The organism is Shewanella sp. 1180_01, from assembly GCF_052850535.1.
The window spans coordinates 67,724-88,275 of record NZ_VXCT01000006.1 but is presented as its reverse complement, the minus strand read 5'-3'; the positions used below and the strand labels follow the sequence as shown (position 1 = coordinate 88,275).

Genomic DNA, 20,552 nt, shown 5'->3' with positions numbered 1-20,552 from the left:
TCAGCTAACTAAACCGCAATTGAATTACTCTAAACAAAAAAGTTTAGATGATTAAACTTTTTTATTGACAGAAATGTTTACTTGTCTAAACTGTATCCCATCAAACGCTCTTTAACAGACTGGCCCATGAACAACTAACCTTGGCACCCTCATTTGTGAGGGAACCAAGCTAGGTTACTCCGAGGATCACGCGGCGGAGGATAGTAATCCGCGTAAACAGACCTATACACCGCTATTGGCGACCGGACTGTTTGAGTGGGAAGAGCCCATAAGAACAGGTACTAAATGGTTTCACTGCGAGCATGACCCAAATATGTGTATAGCCCCGCCAACCATCGGCGGTGTGGTAGATGGACAATCGCCTTGGCAACAGGGCGCATTGGGAAGGTGGCTGATTTATCCATGTGTGACTTAAGGCAGCGTGCGGATTAGCCAGAGTAGTCGTGAGGCAAAGCCAATATAGACAAAGCGAAACGTGAACGGTCGAACGCCGAGACACAGTCACCTTCACTAATGCGAATAAGTAATAACGGCAATTAAAACCCAATAAATTAAGGAAATAAAATGTTGCTTAGAAAAATAGAAGCTCATGTGCAGCTGTTTAATAGCCTGCCTGCACTAGGAGAAAAGCTAACTCTCGGCCGTAGAGAATTTGAAGTGCGCAGAGTTGGACGTTCAAATTATCAACTTGTTGAAACATTTTTCAAAACCTAAGTTGTTCAGGATTTCCGAACAACTTAATTAAATCACGCCAGCCTGCGGCACCAGCAGGCAAACAACCAGAGGGCAAGCCGATGAAGTAACTCAATAGTTCGACCACAAGCGCTGGTTATGACTGCGCCCCGAGTCAGCACGTTCTGAGCCAGCTTTGGATCTGGTTAGGGTTAATAAATAAAGGTCCCACTGGTAAAGCAGCGCGAACGCCTGAAAGTTCAGCACCAGTTATTAGCGGCATAGCGCGGCAGAGGACGGGTTCAGGCCGCCGTATGACGTAACCGGCAACCATACAGCTTTAAGCTAAAACATCCATATCGAGGTCAGTATGAACATAATGAAAATAACGGCGCAATTAAACGATGCAAATAAAAGAGTGGCTAAGTTGCTAATTAGACGAATTTTAATGCACCTTGTGATTGAAATGCTCGTCAAAGTGGCTGTTAAAGTGATTAAAAAAGGCCTGATCCACCCGCATGATTTATATGACTTAGGTTTGGCGTTAAAAGCCATGCTGCCAGTTATTGAAAGCGATGACATCACAGGCAAATCAGCTGGGTTAGCCGAAGAAGTTAACCAAGCATTAAGCGGGTTAATCACAGAGCAATATGAATGCGACAACCCAATGTACTGCCTGATTACTGAGTTAATAAGCATCATCAATGTAGATAGAGAACTAACGGCGGAAATTGCCGCAGCATTAAAGGCCGCATTACACCTAGTCCAGCAGTGCCAAGAAGTCGAATCCATCGAAATGGCTGAACAGATACAAGCTGCCATCGCAAATGACCTAAACCAAGCCGCTATCCAACGCCAACCATCCGGAATAACCGGATAGTTCAAATCTGTTCCCCTGCAGGACGAGAAACCATGAAAACTCAGCAACCCGACTTTCTCGACTTAGTGCTAATGCTACTCGCCAAGTTGATCCCGTTCGACCTGTTGTAACGCAAACCCTTCCTTTTAATTTCTAGCCTTTAAAACCTAACCACGATTCAGCGAGGTGACCTATGCAACACCCAATCGCAGCGCAATCATGCGCCATTGCGCAAGATAAACGTGCCACAATCGAAGCTCAGTTGCTAATGCACCTTGGCATAGCCTGTCGCCTCGCCCAATTGACCAACCTCATGCACTGCCCAACGGTTATTCAACGCAAAAATGCGTTAGAGCAATACCTGCAAAACAACATTTGCACCTATGCATTTCGCGAGCGCTTCCACGTCACCAAGTTGGATGAAAGCCCGTTAAAAACAACGCCACTAAACGAAGTGGCCAACATTCAAATAACTCGTAGCGGCCGCGTAAAACTCACCCGAGTATCCCTGCCAACCGCGACCGAAATCACCATCAGCGACCGAACCTGCAGCTGGATTAACCGCTGCTTTCAACATCAAGTGATTAACAGCCTAAAGCAGGTACCCCATGTTTGATGCACAGGCCCATGCCACCAGCGACAAATTAGTTGGAATGCTCGCGAACGAGCTCAAGCAAGAGGCGCAAGGGCGTAAACGTGAAAATGCCATGTCCGCCCACTGTGACCGTTCAATAGCCGAGTTAAACCAGCTGATCATCGACTATCCCGAATCAAAACACACTTGGGATCGGCTAATTGAAAGCTGGCAAGAGATAAAGCAAAAGCACGGCCAGCGCAGCGCGCAAGACCTGCTCAACGCTGAATATGCGCGACTCGCCAGCACACCAAGCTAAGCACCCAATGTGAACGTGTAAGTAATCCTTACAAGTTCAACTCAAACCAACCCTATTCCATCTATCAGCCTAGTGAGCAATCACCAGTTTGGAGTTCACCATGTTCTTCGTATACGGCGTGTCCATGACCATAGCTAAAAAAGAAGCGGCTAAAAAGTGCAGCCTATACGAAGGCGTACAGCCTAAGCGTCGCGAACTCAGCCCCGCGGAATACCAAGCCAAGCTAGATGAAATGGCAAAGGCCAAGTTTGAAACCATGAAGCCACAAAAGCTGTCGCATTCGCTCTCAACGCCTTCGCTCTGCGCGCAATACATTGAGCTAGCAAAAAAACAGGACCAATGCCGCGACCTGCACGTTCGTTACCGCAAACCTACAGGCAAGGTTAATCCCAAGACCAAGAAAGAGATTATCAGTTGGGTGGTCTACAACGGCGAAATAGCCGCGTAACGCAACCCTAAGTGCAGTGAAAACAGAGCAGAGAGAATCGATATGAGTTACTACAAAATTACCAACGCAACCGCAGTGCAAGCGTTCAAAGACTTTGATGCAGCTAAAGCAAACTTGATTGAGCAAGCGACTAAATTAGCCGACCACTTCGGTGGCAAACCTATTTTTAGCAATCGCGTTGAAAGTATTTCGTGTGCTGGCATTAACTTTCACAACTTCAACCAGCTTGAGAATAACCACTTATGGCTAAAGCCTAAAGCGGCAAATTGCTTTGCTTCATCACCAAAATACGGCAAACCGAAAGCGGCAGATCGTGAAGCGTTAGAAGCTATCAGAGCTAAATACAATGCCATGATGCCTGAAGAAGTTTCACGCATACCTTTACTAGAGGCGATTGGTACAAATTGGGGTGATTGCTTATTCGCCCCGCTTTCGCTGTTCCTGCACGATGACGTTATTTACCTCGATACCCGCCTAAGTCTTATCGATGCGACCGAGATATTTGGCAGCGAATATGAAGCCGTAAAAAGTGCTTATCAAGCCGCAAAAGTTGAGGTGAAAGCATGAGCCAACGTATCGAATGCAGTCGCCGCACATGCCGCTGGACTGGTGATTACTCAACAGCATCAAAGCGTGATGAAGGGTGTATGCAAACTTTCATTTGCCCTAGATGTCAGTGCGACACTTTTTATGACTTACCAGCGCCGATCATCACCGAGCGCGTAGAACACGCTAACGCTTTAATCAAAGCCCTATCTGAGCATGGACGTAAATTCTTCGAGTACAAAGGCACCATAGCCACGCTTGAGTTGGATAAAAACGGCAAGGTTTGGTTTGTAAGTGAATATTCGAAAGCTAGGGTTTACACCCACTACCGAGGTCAGTGGAGCGGGTTTCACCACGGAGGAACATTACGCGACTTAGTGTGTGCAATGCGTGACTACATCACCAAAGGCACTCTGATACCAATCGGCTGGATAGCACCTAATCGCAGCAACCCTGATAACGGCGATATTTGGGGCTATGGCAAAGAAGCCGCAGCCGCTGTTCGTGCCGCAGCTGCACAACTGCCAATCATCAAGCAAGGATGGCAAGCATGAACACTAAGCCTCTTAAAGCATATCAAGTGCAGGGCGATGAATATGGTTGCATTGTGTTTGCAACTAATTCAGCAACAGCTCGCCGAGAAGGTGGAAACGAACTTAGCCTTGAATTTGGCGAGGTTGAATCGTGCCGCCGTGCCCAATGGGCTGATCAATACGCTGGTGTTAAAGGCGGAGTCCCACCGTTAGTAATGATTGAAAACGGTTGGTGGCAAGAATGCGCTCATTGCGGTCATGAAATATCTACCGATGATATTGAAGATGGATATGAGAATGATGACGGGAACATCATTAAATTAAATCCAATCGAAAAAGACCATCTTATTTACTGTAATCAGCATTGTCTCGATGAAGAGATGCGTGAACGAGCAGAGCACGATGCAAAAGCAGAAACCTTCAAGCAAAAAATACTCTCGCTACGCCCTGACTTAACGTTTAAAGAATTTAGAGGTAAATGGCCTCAATGCTATTGCTCTGCATCTTTCACTTTTGATGGCGCTAAGTATGGTGGAAGTGTTGGTTATGGAACTGATGGAAAACTTGAGTGGCGAATAAATCAGAATGATTTAAAAGCTTGGGAAACAGCCGAAATCAAGCGTAAAGGAGAGCAGGCATGAGCCAATTTTACCTGCGCGATTCGCGCTCTAACGTTGGCCGAACTTGTATGTTTTGGGCAGACCGAGGCGGCTACACTAGCAGTCTTGAACTGGCTGAGATTTTTACCCTTGAAGAAGCACAGCGACATTTTAATAGCCGTCACACTGACGTTCCGCTATCAAAAGCGCTTGTGGATGAGCTGGCAACCGTGCGTGTTGATTGCCAACTCCTAGGCAATTATGGTGAAAAGTCAGGCTGTAATGAGTACGTAATTCGCGTTGGTGACAGTACTGATGGCAATGATGTTTATTGGCTAACGCTTGAATTTAAAAGTGTTAATTATAAATCATCTGCCGTTTTTAGTTACGAATCAGCACTTTTACGATCATGGGAACTAGTCGAACAGGGCTTTGATTCCACTATCTACGCCAAGTCGGATATCGACGCCATCGCGCGCCGTACTTTCCAAGCCGCCAACGTCAACGAACGCCGCATGATCACCGCTGCTGGCATTCGCAAACCTAAGCGCCAACGCACCCGTCAAACCTCAGGTAAAACTCGCGGTAACTGCCCACATTGTGGCGCCATCACTTGGGGGTTTAATCCTTACGAAAACTATACCTGCGCAGAGCAATACAGCGAACGCAATGGCCTTAGCTTTGTTGTGTCGGATACCTGCGAAGAATTGAAAGCGAGCAAGGCAAGGAGAAAAGCAGCATGAGCCAATTTGACTACATCAAACAGTATTACGCTGTTCCAGCCGAAATAGGCCGCTTAGTGAAAGTAAATGGCCGCGCTGGCGTAATCGTAAAAGATTGCGGCCATCACCTTGGCGTTAATTTTGACGACGATAAGCCAGGCGTTATTCGTCATTGCCACCCAACTTGGGAAGTTGAATACGGCGAGATTGGCAGTATCCGCAAAACAACTAAGTCACAGCAGCGCTATAAGCGTTATTTAGAGTACGGAGACGGCTTTAAAAACTTTATCGAGTTTTGCTACTGGGACGCAAGCCCTGAGAACGAATGGAACAGAGGTGCAGCATGACTAAATCCGCCCCACGCGAAATGCTCCACTTACTCGCTGGCAGTGAGTCAGAACGCAAAATCGACTTACTGCTATCGCTAACGCGCATCACATCCGAGCCCACTATTGCCGCAATAAAACTGCACTACACCACAGGCTTGGAACCAGAACGCTGCGCCGCTCGCCACTTTATCGAGCTATCAAACCTGATGCGCGCCCAAACCACGCTTAACAACACCATGGGCGTTGTTGAAGCCATCAAAGAAATCGACTGGGAAAAGCATCTTGCCAAGTTAGCTGCAGCCTATGCGCGCATCGCACAGCTCGAAACACAGCTAGAAACCCAATTAGCCAGTTATCAGTTAACTGATTCAATCCATCAAATTAGCAAGGCTGGTTAACCATGATCACAGTAAATAACGCCAATCTTATCAACCAATCTAATGCAGAACAGGGTTTTGAATATTACACACCACAGCCATGGCCTCAGTTAGCAAGCCAGCTAATGGGTGGAATAGATTTAGACCCAGCAAGCAACGATATTGCTAATGCCAGCATTAATGCCAAGACAATTTTCACTAAAGAAATTGACGGGCTATCTCAGCCTTGGCATGGCACGGTTTGGATGAACCATCCATTTCACAGAGGTGAGCAACCCTGCCCAACTAAATGCAAGAAAAAAGCCTGTATTAAACGCGGCCATCATATTGATAAGCCGATCCCAGGTAATAGCGATTGGATAAATAAGGTGATCTACGAGTATGAAAGCGGCCACATAAAAGAGGCGGTGATCATCACATTCTGTAATTCATCTGAAGGCTGGCTTTTACCATTACTTAAATATTCTCAATGTTTCCCACATGGTCGAGTGCACTACAAAAAAGCCGATGGCAGCAAAGCAGATAGTTGCACCAAGGGCAGCGTGATCACTTACATCGGTAAAAACATTGCTGAGTTTGCGAGACTGTTTGGCGAGCATGGCACCATCAAAGTTGAGTTTAGCAACGAGGTAAAGGGCTCAATTGAAATCCCGCTTAAGCAAGAAAATATTGCAGGGGAAGCAGCATGAAAAACAAACTTATCGACCTAAATAATCATCTATTTGCACAGCTTGAGCGACTGTCTGACGAAAGCTTAAAAGGTGAAGCGCTGCAAGATGAAGTCCATCGTTCCAAGTCAGTCACTCAAATTTCGACACAAATTGTGGCTAACGCACGTTTAGCGCTAGATGCGCAAATAGCAGCAAATGACATGGGCGTAGGTAGAAAACTCCCTGAAATGTTGGAGGCTAAGAATGGCTAGATTCTTATTCACTGTTGCCATGCTTGATTTTTTGCGCGCAACGTACCCAGAAAAGTCACTTGCTGAAACCACAGCACTGTTCAATTGTGCCTTTGGTTACACCAAGACGCTATCGCAGATTAAAGCCGCATGTTCGAACCACGGTATCACCTGTGGACGCAAACAAGGTGAAATAACAAAAGGCAAATTACGCAGCTTTACCGACGAACAATATGAGTGGGTAAAGCTGCAATATAAAAGCCTCACCATCGAGCAAATTACCACGGCTTTTAACGATACCTTTGGTGCTGAAAAAACGATTAATCAGATCCGTGCTTTCACCCGCAACCATAAAATGAAATCGGGACGTACTGGCCGATTTAATCCTGGTTGTAAAACGTGGAATGCTGGGATGAAAGGTTGGCAAGCTGGCGGAAATTCTGCAGCAACCCAGTTTAAAAAAGGCGATATGCCACTGAACCACAAACCTGTTGGATCAGAGCGTATCGATAATAAAGACGGCTTTGTGATGGTAAAAGTATCTGAGCCTAGAACATGGCGACTAAAACACATTATCGAGTGGGAAAAACACCACGGTAAAGTGCCCGAAAGCCATAAAATTTGGTTCATCGATAACGACCGCACCAACTGTGATATTAGCAATTTAATGCTTGTCACCACCGCAGAGCATGCCGTTGTCAACAAGATGGGTTTAGGCCGCGCTCATGCCGACGCTAAAGAAACGGTTTTGCTATTAGCGCGTATAAAAATGGCGTCCACTAAACGGCTTAAAGGTGACCATCATGTCTAAGCTGCAGGGATACCTTAATACCAGCGCTGATGATGCAAAAATGTCACTTCAATATTTACTCAAGCGCGATCCACAAGAAGCCCTTTCAATGGCAAATCAAATAATTGCCGCCACAGCCTCACTCAGTAATAAAAAAACGCTGCACAAAACGGCTGTCACTCTCAAAAAGAAAGCTGAAAAAGCCATTAAGGAGTCAGTATGAAATTCAATACAGAAACAGTTGTTCGTGATGGGTATGGTGATTATCAGCACTCACAACTTCCAAATTTTGACGGTGCCGAATGCATTTCTAAGGATGCGATTGAACAGTGGCAAGCTGAAATGGATTTTCAGTTAGTAATTAACCGCATGGATTCTGAAATCACTGAAGATCATCCGGCATGGCTTCATTATTTTGAAAATGGTGATGCTGGTTTTGGTGAGTGGAATCCAGAAGCGCCTAGTGCCGATGCCATTCTTTTATCAATTCACGATACCGAAGATGGCCCTGTTGCTTGGTGGGCTATAGAACGCACCAAGGAAGCGGCATGAAGCAATCAACCGCAATTCGCGAAGCGCTTAAGAAGTGGTACGCCATGCCACGCGAACAAGCTGGCAGCTGCCAACAGTTTTTAAAACGACTCGCCGAGGAATTGGCAAAGGAAGGTAAGTGATGACGACCAAACGCAGAGTGTTATTAGACGGCAATGGCTCAAGCCAAATCAATGTTGAAGGTCTTGGTGCTTATGTTCCTGCCACTGTTCTACTCGATGTTAAACAAAAACTGGGTACCGAGATTCAGCAATTAAAGGACCAAGTAAACGCGATGGAAGTTGATCTTGGCATTGCAGTTAAAACAGCCGAAACGCTTAAGAACGTGACAGCCTTGCGTGACCAGTTGCAAAACGAGCTTGAAGAAGTAAAAGCGCTCTTTGTAGATGCAATCGGCGATGGCTGGTATGACGGCTATATGGAACGTATCAAAGATGAAAAAAACGAGGATGACGATACTTGCGCATTTAATTCAGAAGATGTGATGCACTGGTCAGAGCGGTATGAGTCTGAACATCGATATGCAAAATCAATTGCTGATATCCGCGCCAAAGCTGTCCGCGATTTTGCAAAAGAATCGGCAGAAGGTTGCTCAATGCCATTCATCAAGGTACTTGCAGAAGAATGGATAACAAGGCAAGCGGCTAAGGGTGGTGAGTGATGGCAAACATCATTAGCGATGATGACAGAGAACAATATCTCACCGCTACCCGTGGTCCTGATGGCGATATGTGGGTGGGCTTAAATGGGTTTAGGCTACTTCGCTACAGAAACATGATCGGCGGCGGTCGCTGTCCGCATACTTGGGCGGCACTAGTTGAGTTAGAAGCAGCGATAAAGCGTGATATAGAGCTTCAACAAGGTGAAAGCTGTCAACTTAAAGCTTGGCAAGTGGCAAGTAAGAAAGTCATTAAGACAATGAAGGAAGGTGCTAAATGACCACATTTTTTATCTGTATTGTGCTGCTTCCGATCATCTGGATTTTATTCACATGGATTGGCAAAAAAATAGCGATGAAGTGGCTTTTCGGTTGGCGATTTATCGTTATTAACGCAGAAGGTGAAGCGTGGTACATCGATGTGAAACCTGATGCCAAAGTCAAACCAGTTGGTAAAAATAAGGACGGTGCATGATGCTGACATCAGATGAACTTAAAAAGCTTAACGATATGATATTCATTGAAAATGAATTGGCATTACTGATGTGTTTCGTTCAAATGTCATTCAATAACAAAAATAGGTCGCCATTTAAAATGAATGGTAATTCAGAGCCTTACTTCGATAAATACTGTAATAATCTTCAAAAAACATTTGCTCAAGCAGTGCTGAACGATGCAATGCTTCAACGAGTTGAGCTGCAAAAGAAGATTCTGAAATTTGTTTATATGGAGTTTAGAGACGAGCTAGTTGAACTTCAGGTAGGTGAAGCATGAAGATGAATGACAGACTTAACCAGCTTATCGCAGAGAACGCCGAGCTTAAGCGACAAGTGGCAACCCTTAGCAAGGGTCCTGAGTTTAAACAATCTACCGTTAAAAGCTGTGATCAAGTATTGGTTACTCGAGCAAGTACCAGTATAGAAATCAATGAAAATCTATGTAAATGCAGCACTTGTAACTATCAATGGGTTCGAGGCAAAAGCGGAAGCCATTCATGTGCTGAATACTTAAAAGAGGAGTTAGATATAACCAATTCCCTTCTAAGAGAACGGCAAAAACTATTAGATGCAATACCTGAGTGTGAAGTTCATGGTAAGTGTGTGCCTCATGCTATTGAGTGGATCGAAAGCATGATCCAAGTGATTTCCGAAAATGAGCAACTAGAATCAGAACGCCTTGAAATGTTGACTCAGTTCGGAGAACTAAATCAGGACAAGCTAAGGCTAGATTTACTGGATGCCGTCAATGCTGAGTTTAATAAGAAGAATAGCACTATCTATGGATGGGCTGTTGATTGGAACCACAACAGAATCTCTCTGCATGATAGTGACCCAATGAAGAAGTCTGTTAGACAAGCGATTGATGATTTCTCATCAAGAATTAGAAAGGCAGGTGCATGATGATTAAAGGTTACTGGTGTACAAAAGATATCACCGAGCGGTTTAGATGCACTAGCCGCACCATTTACCGCTGGATGCAAAAACCACAACATCCATTTCCAAAACCACGGATGCTAGCGGCAGGCAGTCAAAACTTGTGGGCCATCGATGATGTAGAAGCGTGGGAGACTCAAGCAGCAAACCACCAAACAAATAACAGCCAAGCCGCTTAACATCCCCCCTACGTTCTGTATATCGTTACAACTCACTTCCAATAATGTCGCACAATCTATAATGCCAAGCGGTATATGCTGCCGCTTGGGTTTTTAAATATAAATTGTGGTCATACACGCCTTGAATGCCTGGCAACTTATGCCCGAGCATCACCTCTGCAGTCCTTTCATCTGTCAAATCTGAAAAGTTAGTGCGCGCGGTTTTACGTAAATCATGGATAGACCAATGCGTGATGCCGCATTCATGATGCTTATTTATCCAATTATTGATGACGTTCACTATAGATAAATGCGATGTCGACGCTAACGGCTTGACTTCACTATCAGGCTTTTCGCTGAAAGAATCTGCCGACCCAAATAAAAATTTACCTGAGCTTAATAGAAAAGCCTCTTTCAGTAGAGGCACAATTTCAGGCACGATAGGCCTGACAATTTGGTTACCACTATAACCAGTTTTATGGTTTTCAGCCGGAACAGTCCAGACCATTTTATCAAAATCAAAATGTGACTTTTCAGCTAGCCGTAGTTCACCTGTGCGACAAGCAAAGAACAGGTGGAGCTTGATAAACACTTTGTTTTTAGGTGCAACTCTTGAGCGTCTAAGCGCATCCCAAAGCAAGACGATTTCATCATTACTCAGCGAACGCTTGCCGACACGCTTAACGACATGAAGATCTTCTCTCGCACTAATGTCAGATAAAGTGTTATCGCTGATTAGCCGCATTCTAACACCCCAGCCAAGCATTTTTTTGGCATTGGCCAATATACTTGCGGCCACTGCTGGCGTTCCCTTCGCGATGTCATCAAGCACAGTAAGCCATGTATGTAATTTAGTGTCCTGCACTAACATCATGCCAACTCGAGGTAATAAGTGAATTTCAAAGCTACGTAATACCTGCTTGTGGCACTTTTCATTTCTGATTTTTTTTGCACTATGCCAACGATAAAACAAGTCGCTGATCGTTGGTGCATTTTCAATTTCAATCCGATCGTTAATTTTAACTAATTTAGGATCATAACCTTTCTCTAGCTCACCTTTTAAACGTAAGCATTCCGTCCGGGCTGACTTTAATGAAGTCGCAGGATAAGAGCCGAGATCAAGCCGTGATGCTTTGCCAATATATCGATAGCGCAATTGAAATGTAAGTTTGCCTTTGGGTGACACTCTCACACTTAAGCCATCACGATCGGCCTTCCCATAAGCCTTGTCGATCTCCTTGCCGGAGTTAGCTTTTAGCCATGAATCTGACAGCGCCATAAACCCTCTTTGTGTACAAATTTTTTTAGCCTGATCGGCTATCGGTGTACATAGTGTAAATTTGCACACAAATTTGTACAAGTTTTGCTTGTCTTATGTCGAGTTTGAATGTCTTAGTTTGTCGCAGTGATTTGACGCATAACGAGGATTTTAAAGGGTTTTATACTAGCGAATGTCGTGATAAATCTTTGTTTGTCGCGGTATCAGTGATTGATATCTAAAAGAATCGACTCCAAACGATCTTTTATCATTTCAGGGAGTCGACGTTGAGCTTCCGTTACTGCCAAACTAATTGCTTGTAAATAGGCAGTTTCATCCGCGTTTCCATGGCTTTTTACAACTATTCCGCGCAATCCTATCAGACTTGCACCGTTATAGTGGTCGGGGTTCATCTGACTAAGGACCGCCTGAATACGTGGGGCGATAAGTTTAGCCAGAAAACGAACGAATAAACCTTGGGTTAGTCCCCGTTTTAACTGATGTACCAATAACTTGGCAATACCTTCTGAGGTCTTGAGCGTGATGTTACCCACAAAGCCATCACAAACAATCACATCCACATTACCGGAGTAGATTTCATCGCCTTCGATAAAACCTGTGTAATTGATTTGATCTGTGTGTTGCAGCAACTGCGCCGCTTGCTGAACCTGATCGTTACCTTTAATTTCTTCAATGCCCACATTGAGCAAGGCGACTTTTGGCCGAGATTTCTTATCTACCGCTTCGCACAGGACAGAGCCCATCACGGCAAATTGAAATAAGGTTTCCGAGTCACAGGAAATATTCGCGCCCAAATCCAATAAATAGACAGGTTTTTGGGTCACCGCAGGTAAACAACTCACTAACGCAGGACGGTCAACGCCAGGTAGGGTCTTCAGCAACACTTTCGCCATTGCCATCAGCGCACCCGTGTTACCGGCACTCACACAAGCTTGCGCGCGGTCGTCACGCACTAACTCAATCGCCAATCGCATGGAACTGTTTTTACGTGTACGCAAAGCATGCACAGGTCGATCGGACATACTAACGACTTCATCAGTATGAATGATTTCTATGCGTGAAAGTAAATTCGCTTCCGCTTGACGTAGATAGACATCAATTTCAGTCTTGTCACCGACTAAAATGATTTTTAGAAAAGAATGTAATTGTAGTGCCCGCAAGGCTGCAGGCACTGTGACGTGGGGGCCATGATCACCACCCATTGCATCTAACGCAAGCGTCAGATTCGTCATTAGGAAACCAACAAATTACTTGTTGATTACCTTTTTACCGCGATAGAAGCCATCTGCAGTCACATTGTGACGCATATGGATTTCACCGCTGGTAGCGTCTACAGACAGCTGAGCAGTGCTCAGTGCGTCATGTGAACGGCGCATTCCGCGCTTTGAACGTGATTTTTTGTTCTGTTGTACAGCCATTGGCCTGTCTCCTAGATTACTTGCTCTTCAGTTTTTCTAACACTGCAAACGGATTTGGACGCTCCTCATGAGCGGGTTCGATCTCGCCTACAACCATGTCTTTAGATCCAGCACTGCAATCAATTTCTTGATGCATTGGGATTATCGGCATAGCGACTATCAATTCATCTTCGATCAATTGATGTAGACGCACTTCGCCAATTTCATTGCACTCAATTGGGTCATACGCATCCGGGAGCTCATCGATTTCTGCCTTAGTCCGGCATGGACCGAAGCAAAACTCGACCGTAACCTCAGTGGTAAATAGCGTCATGCAACGTTGACATATCAGAGTGAGCTCCGTCACAGCCTTCCCTTTCAGGTAGACTATCCCCTGTAAATCTACGCCACATTCAAGCGACACTGCCACATCGGAACAGTCGCCGGCACATAACTCATTTAATCTTTTCAATTGCACACCAGGAACAACGCCCTGATAAACTAGGCGACTCGAGGCGGCGCGAAATGGATCAATTGAAACCGGTATCTTTACTGTTTGCATAAGGCGCGCATATTATAGTTTGAAAACGCTAGAGTCAAAGAAAAAATTCTAACTTAAGTCCCAGTTTGCGACTTAAGCCTTTCTCCAGCCCCAACATTGAAATTGACGGAAGCGAAATAGTACCCAAGCACGAGGTCGCATACAAGCATAAGCCGACTAAAATAGTCGCATTCACGGAAAAGAAACCGTAAAAGACGAAACTCTTGCACTCTCTAGCGCAGATTGGTCACAATATGAGTCACTCTTTTGCGGATATCCTATTATGCCAACCCCATTAATCTTAGCTTCGACCTCTGTATACCGACAATCTTTACTGCAAAAACTCGGTCTTCCCTTCGAATGCTGCAATCCTGATATTGACGAAACGGCGCATATCGATGAATCGGCCCATGCCTTAGTGCTGCGATTAGCCAAAGCAAAAGCCGTCGCAGGTGCAGAACAATTCCCCGATGGGCTGATTATTGGCTCCGATCAAGTTGCCGTCATTGATGGCAAGATTATCGGTAAACCCCATGATTTTGACAATGCCGTCGCGCAGCTCACCCAAGCCTCTGGCAAGGCCATCACCTTTTATACTGGTCTTGCACTCTATAATGCCGAAACGGGCGCCATGGCCGCCGAGGTTGAACCCTTTACGGTTCATTTCAGGCATCTTAGCCATGCGCAGATTGTCGCCTACATAGAAAAAGAAGAGCCCTACTACTGCGCGGGCAGTTTTAAGAGTGAAGGCTTAGGCATAGCCTTATTTACCGAGCTTGAAGGTCGCGATCCGAATACCTTAGTTGGCTTACCACTGATATTACTGACAGAAATGCTGTTGGCCCAAGGTGTAGACGTTCTCGCTTAACCGGCTTACACGTTAGCTTATTCGTTTACTGAGGTTTTGCTCAGCGTGCTCTGTTTATTAAATCGATTAAGCGCACCCAAAAATGCCGAGCAGCAGATTCGTTTCATTGACGAAAAGATGGGACGTAAATAAAGCTAACCAGCAAGTACTCATGCGTAGCGGCATGTATTGCCGCTTCAGCATTAAATAGCAGTGCTAGAGGTATTGCAGCAATTGCGCAGGAGAGTCAATCAAAGCGATAGGTCCTGCTTGCAGTAACTTTTCGGCACTGTGGGCGCCATAGGTCACGCCAATACTATCAATCCCGGCATTGGCCGCCATGGTCAAATCCAGCAGAGAATCACCCACCATTAGGGCTCGGTTCGGGGCAATATTCAATTCTTTCAGCAAACTTGAGATCATTTCAGGATGGGGTTTACTGTGCACTTCATCAGCGCAGCGTGACGCAACAAAGTATCGACCTAAGCCCGTTTGCGCAAAAACGCGGTCAAGTCCCGCACGGGCCTTACCGGTTGCAACGGCTAATTGATAACCTTGAGCATGTAACTCATCGATTAAAATAGGTGCTTGTGCAAAGAGTGGCGTTGGCGTGGTGTCTAAATGCAAATATTGTGCTTTAAACTCGGCGCGCATCTGCTGATATTGATCATCTTCGCCTTGGCTGAATGCATTTTTAGGATGCTGATGCTGAGAATAGGCAGAAGAAGCGCTGAGATTGAGCCCCTGTGGAAACAGGACTCGCAGCGCTTCTGTCATAGAAAGACCGATGATATCACGAATATCGCTTTCGGTTGGGATAGGTAACCGCAATGCCTTAGCCATATTTTCAATACAGGTGATAATTTTACCAATGGAGTCCATCAGAGTGCCATCCCAATCGAAAATTACTAAATCGTATTGCTTTGTCTTCATCCTTGAAACCTATCCCCGTCGATTACACACGTTTTAACTTATCTAATAATTGTGACAAGTTTTCATCTAAAGGTGCAGAGACCCGCATCACTTCATCACTTTCTGGATGAATAAACATCAACTCAGCCGCATGTAAAAAGAGTCGAGTTAAACCTAATGAACGCATGCTGTCGTCAAAACCTTGCTCGCTGTATTTATCATCACAGGCGATAGGATGACCCGCAAATTGGCAATGCACCCGAATTTGGTGAGTACGTCCAGTGACAGGGCTTGCCTTCACGAGAGTACAACCTTGGTAACGCTGCATAATTTTAAAGCGCGTTTCAGAAGGCTTACCTTCCGCATTAACACGCACTATGCGCTCACCGGATTTAAGGGTGATTTTTAATAAAGGCTGTTTAACGGCTTTATCTTGAGCAGACCATTCACCTTTCACTAAGGCCAAATAGTCTTTCTGCATCTTTTTATATCTGAGCTGATCATGCAGATGTTTAAGTGCGCTACGCTTTTTCGCCACCAACAACACACCCGAAGTATCTTTATCGAGACGATGTACTAGCTCTAAAAACTTTTGTTGAGGACGCAGTGAACGCAATGCTTCAATCACACCGTAATCGACACCACTACCACCATGCACAGCAATGCCAGCAGGTTTATTCAGCACGATCAAATGATTGTCTTCGTGCAAAATACGGTCTTCGAGTTGCGAGACTTTGCTTAAGTTAGGCGATGGTGCGGTACGGTTATCTGGCTCTGCCACTCGGACAGGCGGAATACGCACTATGTCGCCAATCTGCAACTTGTACTCGGGTTTAATACGTTTCTTATTCACTCGAACCTCGCCCTTGCGGACAATGCGATAGATCATGCTTTTCGGCACGCCCTTCAGCTTGGTCATTAAGTAGTTATCGATACGCTGTTCGAAGTGATCTTCATCAATCGTGATCAACTGAACCTGTTGTGGGGTGGATTCTATATTCATGATGCGCCATCTAATTATAACGGCCGCCATTGTACAACAACTGAGAAGAATTGTGCCTTTCCATTGCTGAATTTTTTGATTATTGCTATATTTCACCAGCGATTAGGGATAAGCCGTGAATAAAGTGTTCACAACGCCCCGATCCCAAGCGGAAAATTTAACGGATAAAAAAACATTTTCTTGATAGCAAGTCATTGATTTGCGAATCGTATAATAAGTAAAAATACCATAAATGCGTTTTTTACGATTAAATCGAGAAAGTCGCCTTACTTTAATAAGGTTTACCCTAGATTTTCCTCCCCGATTTCGAAGGATATTTTAACTTGTCGTCAGACAAACCGATTCGACTTGGGCATTACCGGAAAGAAACTAAAGAATTTATGGGGTTGGTTGATGTTTTACAACGAATTCCTTGTTTTTGTAATCATTAAAAAATAAGCCATAAATAGGATGCGACACGCAGCGACTGCGTCTAACAGCAATGCGCACCTCTTGCCTAGCCACCAGCCGTGAGGCTCAGTTGACCTACTGCTAGGCCCGTAATGCAGCGAAGCGCGATGTTTGATGACCTCTATTTAAAGAAGAATGACGTCATCATGAAACGTATGTTAATCAATGCAACTCAATCAGAAGAGTTGCGTGTTGCCCTTGTTGATGGGCAACAACTGTATGATCTAGATATTGAAAGTCCAGGTCATGAGCAAAAAAAATCAAACATTTACAAAGGTAAAATTACCCGCGTAGAACCGTCTTTAGAAGCCGCTTTCGTCGACTACGGTGCCGATCGTCACGGCTTTTTGCCACTGAAAGAAATCGCCAGAGAATATTTCCCGAAAGGATATTCGTTCCAAGGTCGCCCAAATATCAAAGAAGTGGTCAGTGAAGGACAGGAAGTTATTGTCCAAATTGACAAAGAAGAACGCGGCAATAAAGGCGCCGCCTTAACGACCTTCATCAGCCTTGCAGGCTCTTACTTAGTATTAATGCCAAACAACCCACGTGCAGGCGGAATTTCTCGTCGTATCGAAGGTGATGAGCGTACTGAGTTAAAAGAAGCGATGGCCGATTTGGAAGTGCCAGCAGGCATGGGTCTTATCGTACGTACTGCCGGTGTGGGCAAAGAATCTGCCGAGTTAAAGTGGGACTTAAAAGTTCTGCAGCACCACTGGGCAGCAATCACCGAAGCTTCACAGGTTAAAGGCGCTCCTTTCTTAATTCACCAAGAAAGTAACGTGATCGTGCGCGCTATTCGTGACTACTTACGTCGTGATGTGGGCGAGATCCTCATCGACCATCCACGTATTTTCGAAGAAGCTAAGCAACATATCGCCTTAGTTCGCCCAGATTTCGTTGAGCGCGTAAAACTTTACGAAGCCGAAGTGCCGTTATTCACTCACTTCCAAATCGAATCACAAATCGAATCAGCCTTCCAACGTGAAGTGCGTCTGCCATCTGGCGGCTCGATTGTTATCGATCCAACTGAAGCTTTAACCTCAATCGATATCAACTCAGCCCGTGCCACTAAAGGCGGTGATATTGAAGAGACAGCACTGAACACTAACCTTGAAGCCGCCGATGAAATTGCCCGTCAATTACGTCTGCGTGACTTAGGTGGCTTAGTGGTTATCGACTTTATCGATATGACGCCTGTGCGCCATCAGCGTGAAGTTGAAAACCGCTTACGTGATGCTGTGCACCATGACCGCGCTCGCGTACAGTTAGGTCGCATCTCGCGTTTTGGTTTGATGGAAATGTCGCGTCAACGTCTGCGCCCCTCTTTAGAAGAATCTGCAGCGCACATCTGCCCTCGCTGTCATGGCCAAGGCACGATTCGCAGTACTGAATCTTTAGCACTGTCGATTTTACGTTTGATGGAAGAAGAAGCCATCAAAGAGAACACCTCACAAATCGAAGCGATTGTGCCTGTGGATGTGGCGGCTTTCTTGTTGAACGAGAAACGCAAAGCCATTCGCATTACAGAGCAACGTCACGATGTCGAAGTGTATGTGATACCTGATGCGCACATGATGACGCCAGATTACCGCGTGATCCGTCACCGTAGTGATGATGAAATCAGCGAGTCTAGCTATAAGCGTATCGAGCAGCCTGATGCCAAGTTGTATGAGCCACGTAAACTGGAACGTACCGCAGCGCCTATTCCTGCATTAAAAGGTTTTGCCGCGCCACAGAAAGTGGAACAAGCGCCATCTCCAACGGTGAAAGTTGAAGCACCACAACCTGGCTTCTTCAGTAAGCTAGTGAGTGCGGTCAGCGCCATGTTTGCGCCAAGCGAAAAAGCAGAACCCGTAAAAGTTGTTGAAACTAAAACAGCCGATTCTAGTGCCGCTAACGCCAACCGCCGTAACCGTCGCAACGATACTCGCCGCCCACGTAATGCCCAAGATGCTGATAAAGCAAAAGAAGGCACTCGTGAGCCACGCAGCCGTAATCCGAAAAAACCAGCTGATGCAGCGGTAAGCACAAGCACTCAAGAACGCCCAGTTCGCGAGAAGGAAGAAGCGGTTAAGCGTCCAGCGAAAGCGGAACCTAAGCCACGTGTACAAGCGCCAAAAGACGTGGTTGCCGACGTTGAAGCCGATGCACCTAAGCAAGAAGTCGCCCGTGAACGCCGTCAACGTCGTAACATGCGCCGTAAGGTGCGTATCGATAATGGCCATAACACGCCAGATAATGCGATCCCAATTGCACCAGAAGATGCTGCTGAAGTATTAGCTGAAATTGCAGCCATTAACGCCGCTGCGGCGAGCACTATCAGTGTTGACACTAAAGCTGAAGTAGCCCAAGCACCTGCTGAAACTAAAGCACCAAGAACACGTCGTCAGCCTCGTAAAGAAGCTGCACCTGCTCAAGAAGCGGCTGAAAATGTTGCAGTAGAAGAGAAAGCGATGAGTTCTGCGGCAGCTGAAACCCCAACGGTTGATTCTGTTAAGACTGAAGAACATGCTGAAGTTGTTACTGATGAAGTTGTTACTGATGAAGTTGCAGCACCAGCGGATGCGGTATCGCAAGATAACGAAGCGGTCGATGCTGAAAGCGAAACTGCTGATGATCAAGCAAAACGCGAGCAAAGAGATGGTCAACGTCGTAGCCGTCGTAGCCCACGTCACCTTCGTGCAGCCGGTCAACGTCGTCGTCGTGACGAAGATGACCAAGGTACATCAACGCCAGCGCAATTCGTTCCTAACGACGAATTAGGTGCTGACCAAGAGTATCCAAGCGAAGTCGCCAGTGTGCGTGTAGAAGCGCCAGTCGTCGCAACTAAAACAGATGCAGTGGCTAAAGCTCAAGCAACGGCTAAATCCGTTGAAGTAGAAACGGCACAAGCAAGCGAAGCACCTGTTGTTGAAGCTCCTGCTATCGTTAAAGCTGAAGCGAAAGTTGAAACGCCAGCAAATGACGTTACAGCGGTCGAAACTCAGCAAGTTGAAGCTAAGCCAGTTGAGACTAAAGCTACTGAAGCGGAAGTGCCAAAAGCAGTTGAAGTGAAAGCTGAAGCTGCACCAATCGTTCAAGCTCCAGTAGTCAGCGTTGCAGTAGAAACCGAAGCGGTTAAAGCTCCTGTAGCTGAAAGCCCAGCGGTTGCACCAGCTGCGCCAAAAGTTGAAGCGGCTAAAGTTGAAGCGCCTAAGACTGAACCTGCTGTAGAGCCAAGCGTTGCACCGAGTGTTGAAGTTAAAGATGCGGTTAAAGCAACAGCCTCTGCCCCAATGGCAAAACCTGCTGCTATCGCTAAGCCTCAAGCAACAGTGCAAGCTGCCCCAACGACAGTGAATTCGCAAATCACTGATGCGGTTGTTGTCAACAAGCCGAAAGCTGCCAGCCGTTTTGGCTCTATGGTATCTTCGGATATGACCAAACCAGTTGTTGAAGTGAGAGAGCAAGTGGCTGTGCCTAAAGGACGCGAGTATGAAAATACTGCGACCGAAGAGCCTACCGCCAAAATCAAACTCGCTAACGGTGCAGAGTCGGATATGGCTCGTCCATAACCACTTAGGTTAGTCAGAAAAAGCCATGCAATTGCATGGCTTTTTTATTTCTATCGTAAAACTCACACTATATTTAAGGTTTAGCTCAATCCATTT

Annotated in this window: 31 protein-coding genes; 25 read left to right on the top strand and 6 right to left on the bottom strand. The window is 45.7% G+C overall.

What is annotated here, in order from left to right:
• Positions 1–564 precede the first annotated feature (564 nt).
• The 23 genes from FW758_RS05575 to FW758_RS05465 all read left to right on the top strand — a co-directional run bounded on the left by FW758_RS05575 (position 565) and on the right by FW758_RS05465 (position 10,491).
• On the top strand, positions 565–714 hold the full coding sequence (locus tag FW758_RS05575; RefSeq protein WP_170927447.1) for a hypothetical protein: 150 nt from the start codon (positions 565–567) through the stop codon (positions 712–714).
• A gap of 328 nt (positions 715–1,042) precedes the next feature.
• Positions 1,043–1,552: a hypothetical protein gene (locus tag FW758_RS05570; RefSeq protein ID WP_446444855.1), complete on the top strand. Its 510-nt coding sequence runs from the start codon at positions 1,043–1,045 to the stop codon at positions 1,550–1,552.
• A gap of 172 nt (positions 1,553–1,724) precedes the next feature.
• Entirely contained in the window at positions 1,725–2,147 is a 423-nt protein-coding gene (locus tag FW758_RS05565) for a hypothetical protein (protein WP_446444854.1), read from the top strand.
• On the top strand, positions 2,140–2,424 hold the full coding sequence (locus FW758_RS05560) for a hypothetical protein (RefSeq protein ID WP_446444853.1): 285 nt from the start codon (positions 2,140–2,142) through the stop codon (positions 2,422–2,424). Before FW758_RS05565 ends, FW758_RS05560 begins: the two co-directional genes overlap by 8 nt.
• A 100-nt stretch (positions 2,425–2,524) precedes the next feature.
• Complete coding sequence (locus tag FW758_RS05555; protein WP_446444852.1) at positions 2,525–2,872, top strand: hypothetical protein; 348 nt, start codon at positions 2,525–2,527, stop codon at positions 2,870–2,872.
• A gap of 42 nt (positions 2,873–2,914) precedes the next feature.
• Positions 2,915–3,439 (top strand): hypothetical protein, encoded by a 525-nt coding sequence (locus tag FW758_RS05550; RefSeq protein ID WP_446444851.1) that lies wholly within the window; start codon positions 2,915–2,917, stop codon positions 3,437–3,439.
• Positions 3,436–3,972, top strand: a complete 537-nt coding sequence (locus FW758_RS05545) for a hypothetical protein (protein WP_446444850.1) — start codon at positions 3,436–3,438, stop codon at positions 3,970–3,972. The genes FW758_RS05550 and FW758_RS05545 overlap by 4 nt, the downstream gene beginning before the upstream one ends.
• On the top strand, positions 3,969–4,592 hold the full coding sequence (locus FW758_RS05540; protein WP_445782186.1) for a hypothetical protein: 624 nt from the start codon (positions 3,969–3,971) through the stop codon (positions 4,590–4,592). Before FW758_RS05545 ends, FW758_RS05540 begins: the two co-directional genes overlap by 4 nt.
• Entirely contained in the window at positions 4,589–5,293 is a 705-nt protein-coding gene (locus tag FW758_RS05535; RefSeq protein ID WP_445782185.1) for a hypothetical protein, read from the top strand. Before FW758_RS05540 ends, FW758_RS05535 begins: the two co-directional genes overlap by 4 nt.
• Entirely contained in the window at positions 5,290–5,619 is a 330-nt protein-coding gene (locus tag FW758_RS05530; RefSeq protein ID WP_446444849.1) for a hypothetical protein, read from the top strand. The genes FW758_RS05535 and FW758_RS05530 overlap by 4 nt, the downstream gene beginning before the upstream one ends.
• Entirely contained in the window at positions 5,616–5,999 is a 384-nt protein-coding gene (locus tag FW758_RS05525; protein ID WP_446444848.1) for a hypothetical protein, read from the top strand. The genes FW758_RS05530 and FW758_RS05525 overlap by 4 nt, the downstream gene beginning before the upstream one ends.
• A 2-nt stretch (positions 6,000–6,001) precedes the next feature.
• Positions 6,002–6,667 carry a hypothetical protein gene (locus FW758_RS05520; protein WP_446444847.1) on the top strand — a complete coding sequence of 222 codons (666 nt, stop codon included), beginning with the start codon at positions 6,002–6,004 and terminating at the stop codon, positions 6,665–6,667.
• Complete coding sequence (locus tag FW758_RS05515) at positions 6,664–6,900, top strand: hypothetical protein (protein WP_446444846.1); 237 nt, start codon at positions 6,664–6,666, stop codon at positions 6,898–6,900. The genes FW758_RS05520 and FW758_RS05515 overlap by 4 nt, the downstream gene beginning before the upstream one ends.
• Positions 6,893–7,690, top strand: a complete 798-nt coding sequence (locus tag FW758_RS05510) for an HNH endonuclease signature motif containing protein (RefSeq protein ID WP_446444845.1) — start codon at positions 6,893–6,895, stop codon at positions 7,688–7,690. Before FW758_RS05515 ends, FW758_RS05510 begins: the two co-directional genes overlap by 8 nt.
• On the top strand, positions 7,683–7,892 hold the full coding sequence (locus FW758_RS05505; RefSeq protein WP_168823765.1) for a hypothetical protein: 210 nt from the start codon (positions 7,683–7,685) through the stop codon (positions 7,890–7,892). Before FW758_RS05510 ends, FW758_RS05505 begins: the two co-directional genes overlap by 8 nt.
• Positions 7,889–8,221 (top strand): hypothetical protein, encoded by a 333-nt coding sequence (locus tag FW758_RS05500; RefSeq protein ID WP_446444844.1) that lies wholly within the window; start codon positions 7,889–7,891, stop codon positions 8,219–8,221. The genes FW758_RS05505 and FW758_RS05500 overlap by 4 nt, the downstream gene beginning before the upstream one ends.
• Positions 8,218–8,343 carry a hypothetical protein gene (locus FW758_RS05495; protein WP_259574240.1) on the top strand — a complete coding sequence of 42 codons (126 nt, stop codon included), beginning with the start codon at positions 8,218–8,220 and terminating at the stop codon, positions 8,341–8,343. Before FW758_RS05500 ends, FW758_RS05495 begins: the two co-directional genes overlap by 4 nt.
• Positions 8,340–8,882, top strand: coding sequence for a hypothetical protein (locus FW758_RS05490; RefSeq protein WP_446444843.1), 543 nt, complete (start codon positions 8,340–8,342; stop codon positions 8,880–8,882). The genes FW758_RS05495 and FW758_RS05490 overlap by 4 nt, the downstream gene beginning before the upstream one ends.
• Positions 8,882–9,160, top strand: coding sequence for a hypothetical protein (locus FW758_RS05485; protein WP_219234312.1), 279 nt, complete (start codon positions 8,882–8,884; stop codon positions 9,158–9,160). The genes FW758_RS05490 and FW758_RS05485 overlap by 1 nt, the downstream gene beginning before the upstream one ends.
• The gene (locus FW758_RS05480) at positions 9,157–9,354 is read left to right on the top strand and encodes a hypothetical protein (protein ID WP_219234311.1); all 198 of its coding nucleotides are present in this window, start codon (positions 9,157–9,159) and stop codon (positions 9,352–9,354) included. Before FW758_RS05485 ends, FW758_RS05480 begins: the two co-directional genes overlap by 4 nt.
• Positions 9,351–9,653, top strand: coding sequence for a hypothetical protein (locus FW758_RS05475; RefSeq protein ID WP_446444842.1), 303 nt, complete (start codon positions 9,351–9,353; stop codon positions 9,651–9,653). The genes FW758_RS05480 and FW758_RS05475 overlap by 4 nt, the downstream gene beginning before the upstream one ends.
• Positions 9,650–10,279 (top strand): hypothetical protein, encoded by a 630-nt coding sequence (locus tag FW758_RS05470; protein WP_446444841.1) that lies wholly within the window; start codon positions 9,650–9,652, stop codon positions 10,277–10,279. Before FW758_RS05475 ends, FW758_RS05470 begins: the two co-directional genes overlap by 4 nt.
• Positions 10,276–10,491 carry a helix-turn-helix transcriptional regulator gene (locus tag FW758_RS05465; protein WP_115334968.1) on the top strand — a complete coding sequence of 72 codons (216 nt, stop codon included), beginning with the start codon at positions 10,276–10,278 and terminating at the stop codon, positions 10,489–10,491. Before FW758_RS05470 ends, FW758_RS05465 begins: the two co-directional genes overlap by 4 nt.
• A 25-nt stretch (positions 10,492–10,516) precedes the next feature.
• Here the strand turns inward: FW758_RS05465 and FW758_RS05460 are convergent, their stop codons facing one another.
• The 4 genes from FW758_RS05460 to yceD form a co-directional block, all read right to left on the bottom strand.
• Entirely contained in the window at positions 10,517–11,749 is a 1,233-nt protein-coding gene (locus tag FW758_RS05460; protein WP_446444840.1) for a tyrosine-type recombinase/integrase, read from the bottom strand.
• 203 nt (positions 11,750–11,952) lie between these two features.
• On the bottom strand, positions 11,953–12,981 hold the full coding sequence (gene plsX / locus FW758_RS05455) for a phosphate acyltransferase PlsX (RefSeq protein ID WP_071938954.1): 1,029 nt from the start codon (positions 12,979–12,981) through the stop codon (positions 11,953–11,955).
• A 15-nt stretch (positions 12,982–12,996) separates the two neighbouring features.
• A complete protein-coding gene (gene rpmF / locus FW758_RS05450; protein ID WP_006081226.1) occupies positions 12,997–13,167 on the bottom strand; it encodes a 50S ribosomal protein L32 in 171 nt (56 codons plus the stop codon).
• Between the two features lie 16 nt (positions 13,168–13,183).
• Positions 13,184–13,708, bottom strand: coding sequence for a 23S rRNA accumulation protein YceD (yceD, locus tag FW758_RS05445; protein ID WP_006087468.1), 525 nt, complete (start codon positions 13,706–13,708; stop codon positions 13,184–13,186).
• A 262-nt stretch (positions 13,709–13,970) separates the two neighbouring features.
• Here yceD and FW758_RS05440 point away from each other — a divergent pair, with 262 nt between their 5' ends.
• Entirely contained in the window at positions 13,971–14,555 is a 585-nt protein-coding gene (locus FW758_RS05440) for a Maf family protein (protein WP_011846535.1), read from the top strand.
• A 195-nt stretch (positions 14,556–14,750) separates the two neighbouring features.
• On the opposite strand, the gene FW758_RS05435 is transcribed toward FW758_RS05440, so the two are convergent.
• Positions 14,751–15,467 carry an HAD family hydrolase gene (locus FW758_RS05435; RefSeq protein WP_311891719.1) on the bottom strand — a complete coding sequence of 239 codons (717 nt, stop codon included), beginning with the start codon at positions 15,465–15,467 and terminating at the stop codon, positions 14,751–14,753.
• Between the two features lie 22 nt (positions 15,468–15,489).
• On the bottom strand, positions 15,490–16,449 hold the full coding sequence (gene rluC, locus FW758_RS05430) for a 23S rRNA pseudouridine(955/2504/2580) synthase RluC (protein ID WP_446444839.1): 960 nt from the start codon (positions 16,447–16,449) through the stop codon (positions 15,490–15,492).
• 542 nt (positions 16,450–16,991) lie between these two features.
• Between rluC and rne the strand changes: the two genes are divergently transcribed.
• Positions 16,992–20,456 (top strand): ribonuclease E, encoded by a 3,465-nt coding sequence (gene rne, locus FW758_RS05425; RefSeq protein ID WP_446444838.1) that lies wholly within the window; start codon positions 16,992–16,994, stop codon positions 20,454–20,456.
• Positions 20,457–20,552: the final 96 nt, after the last annotated feature.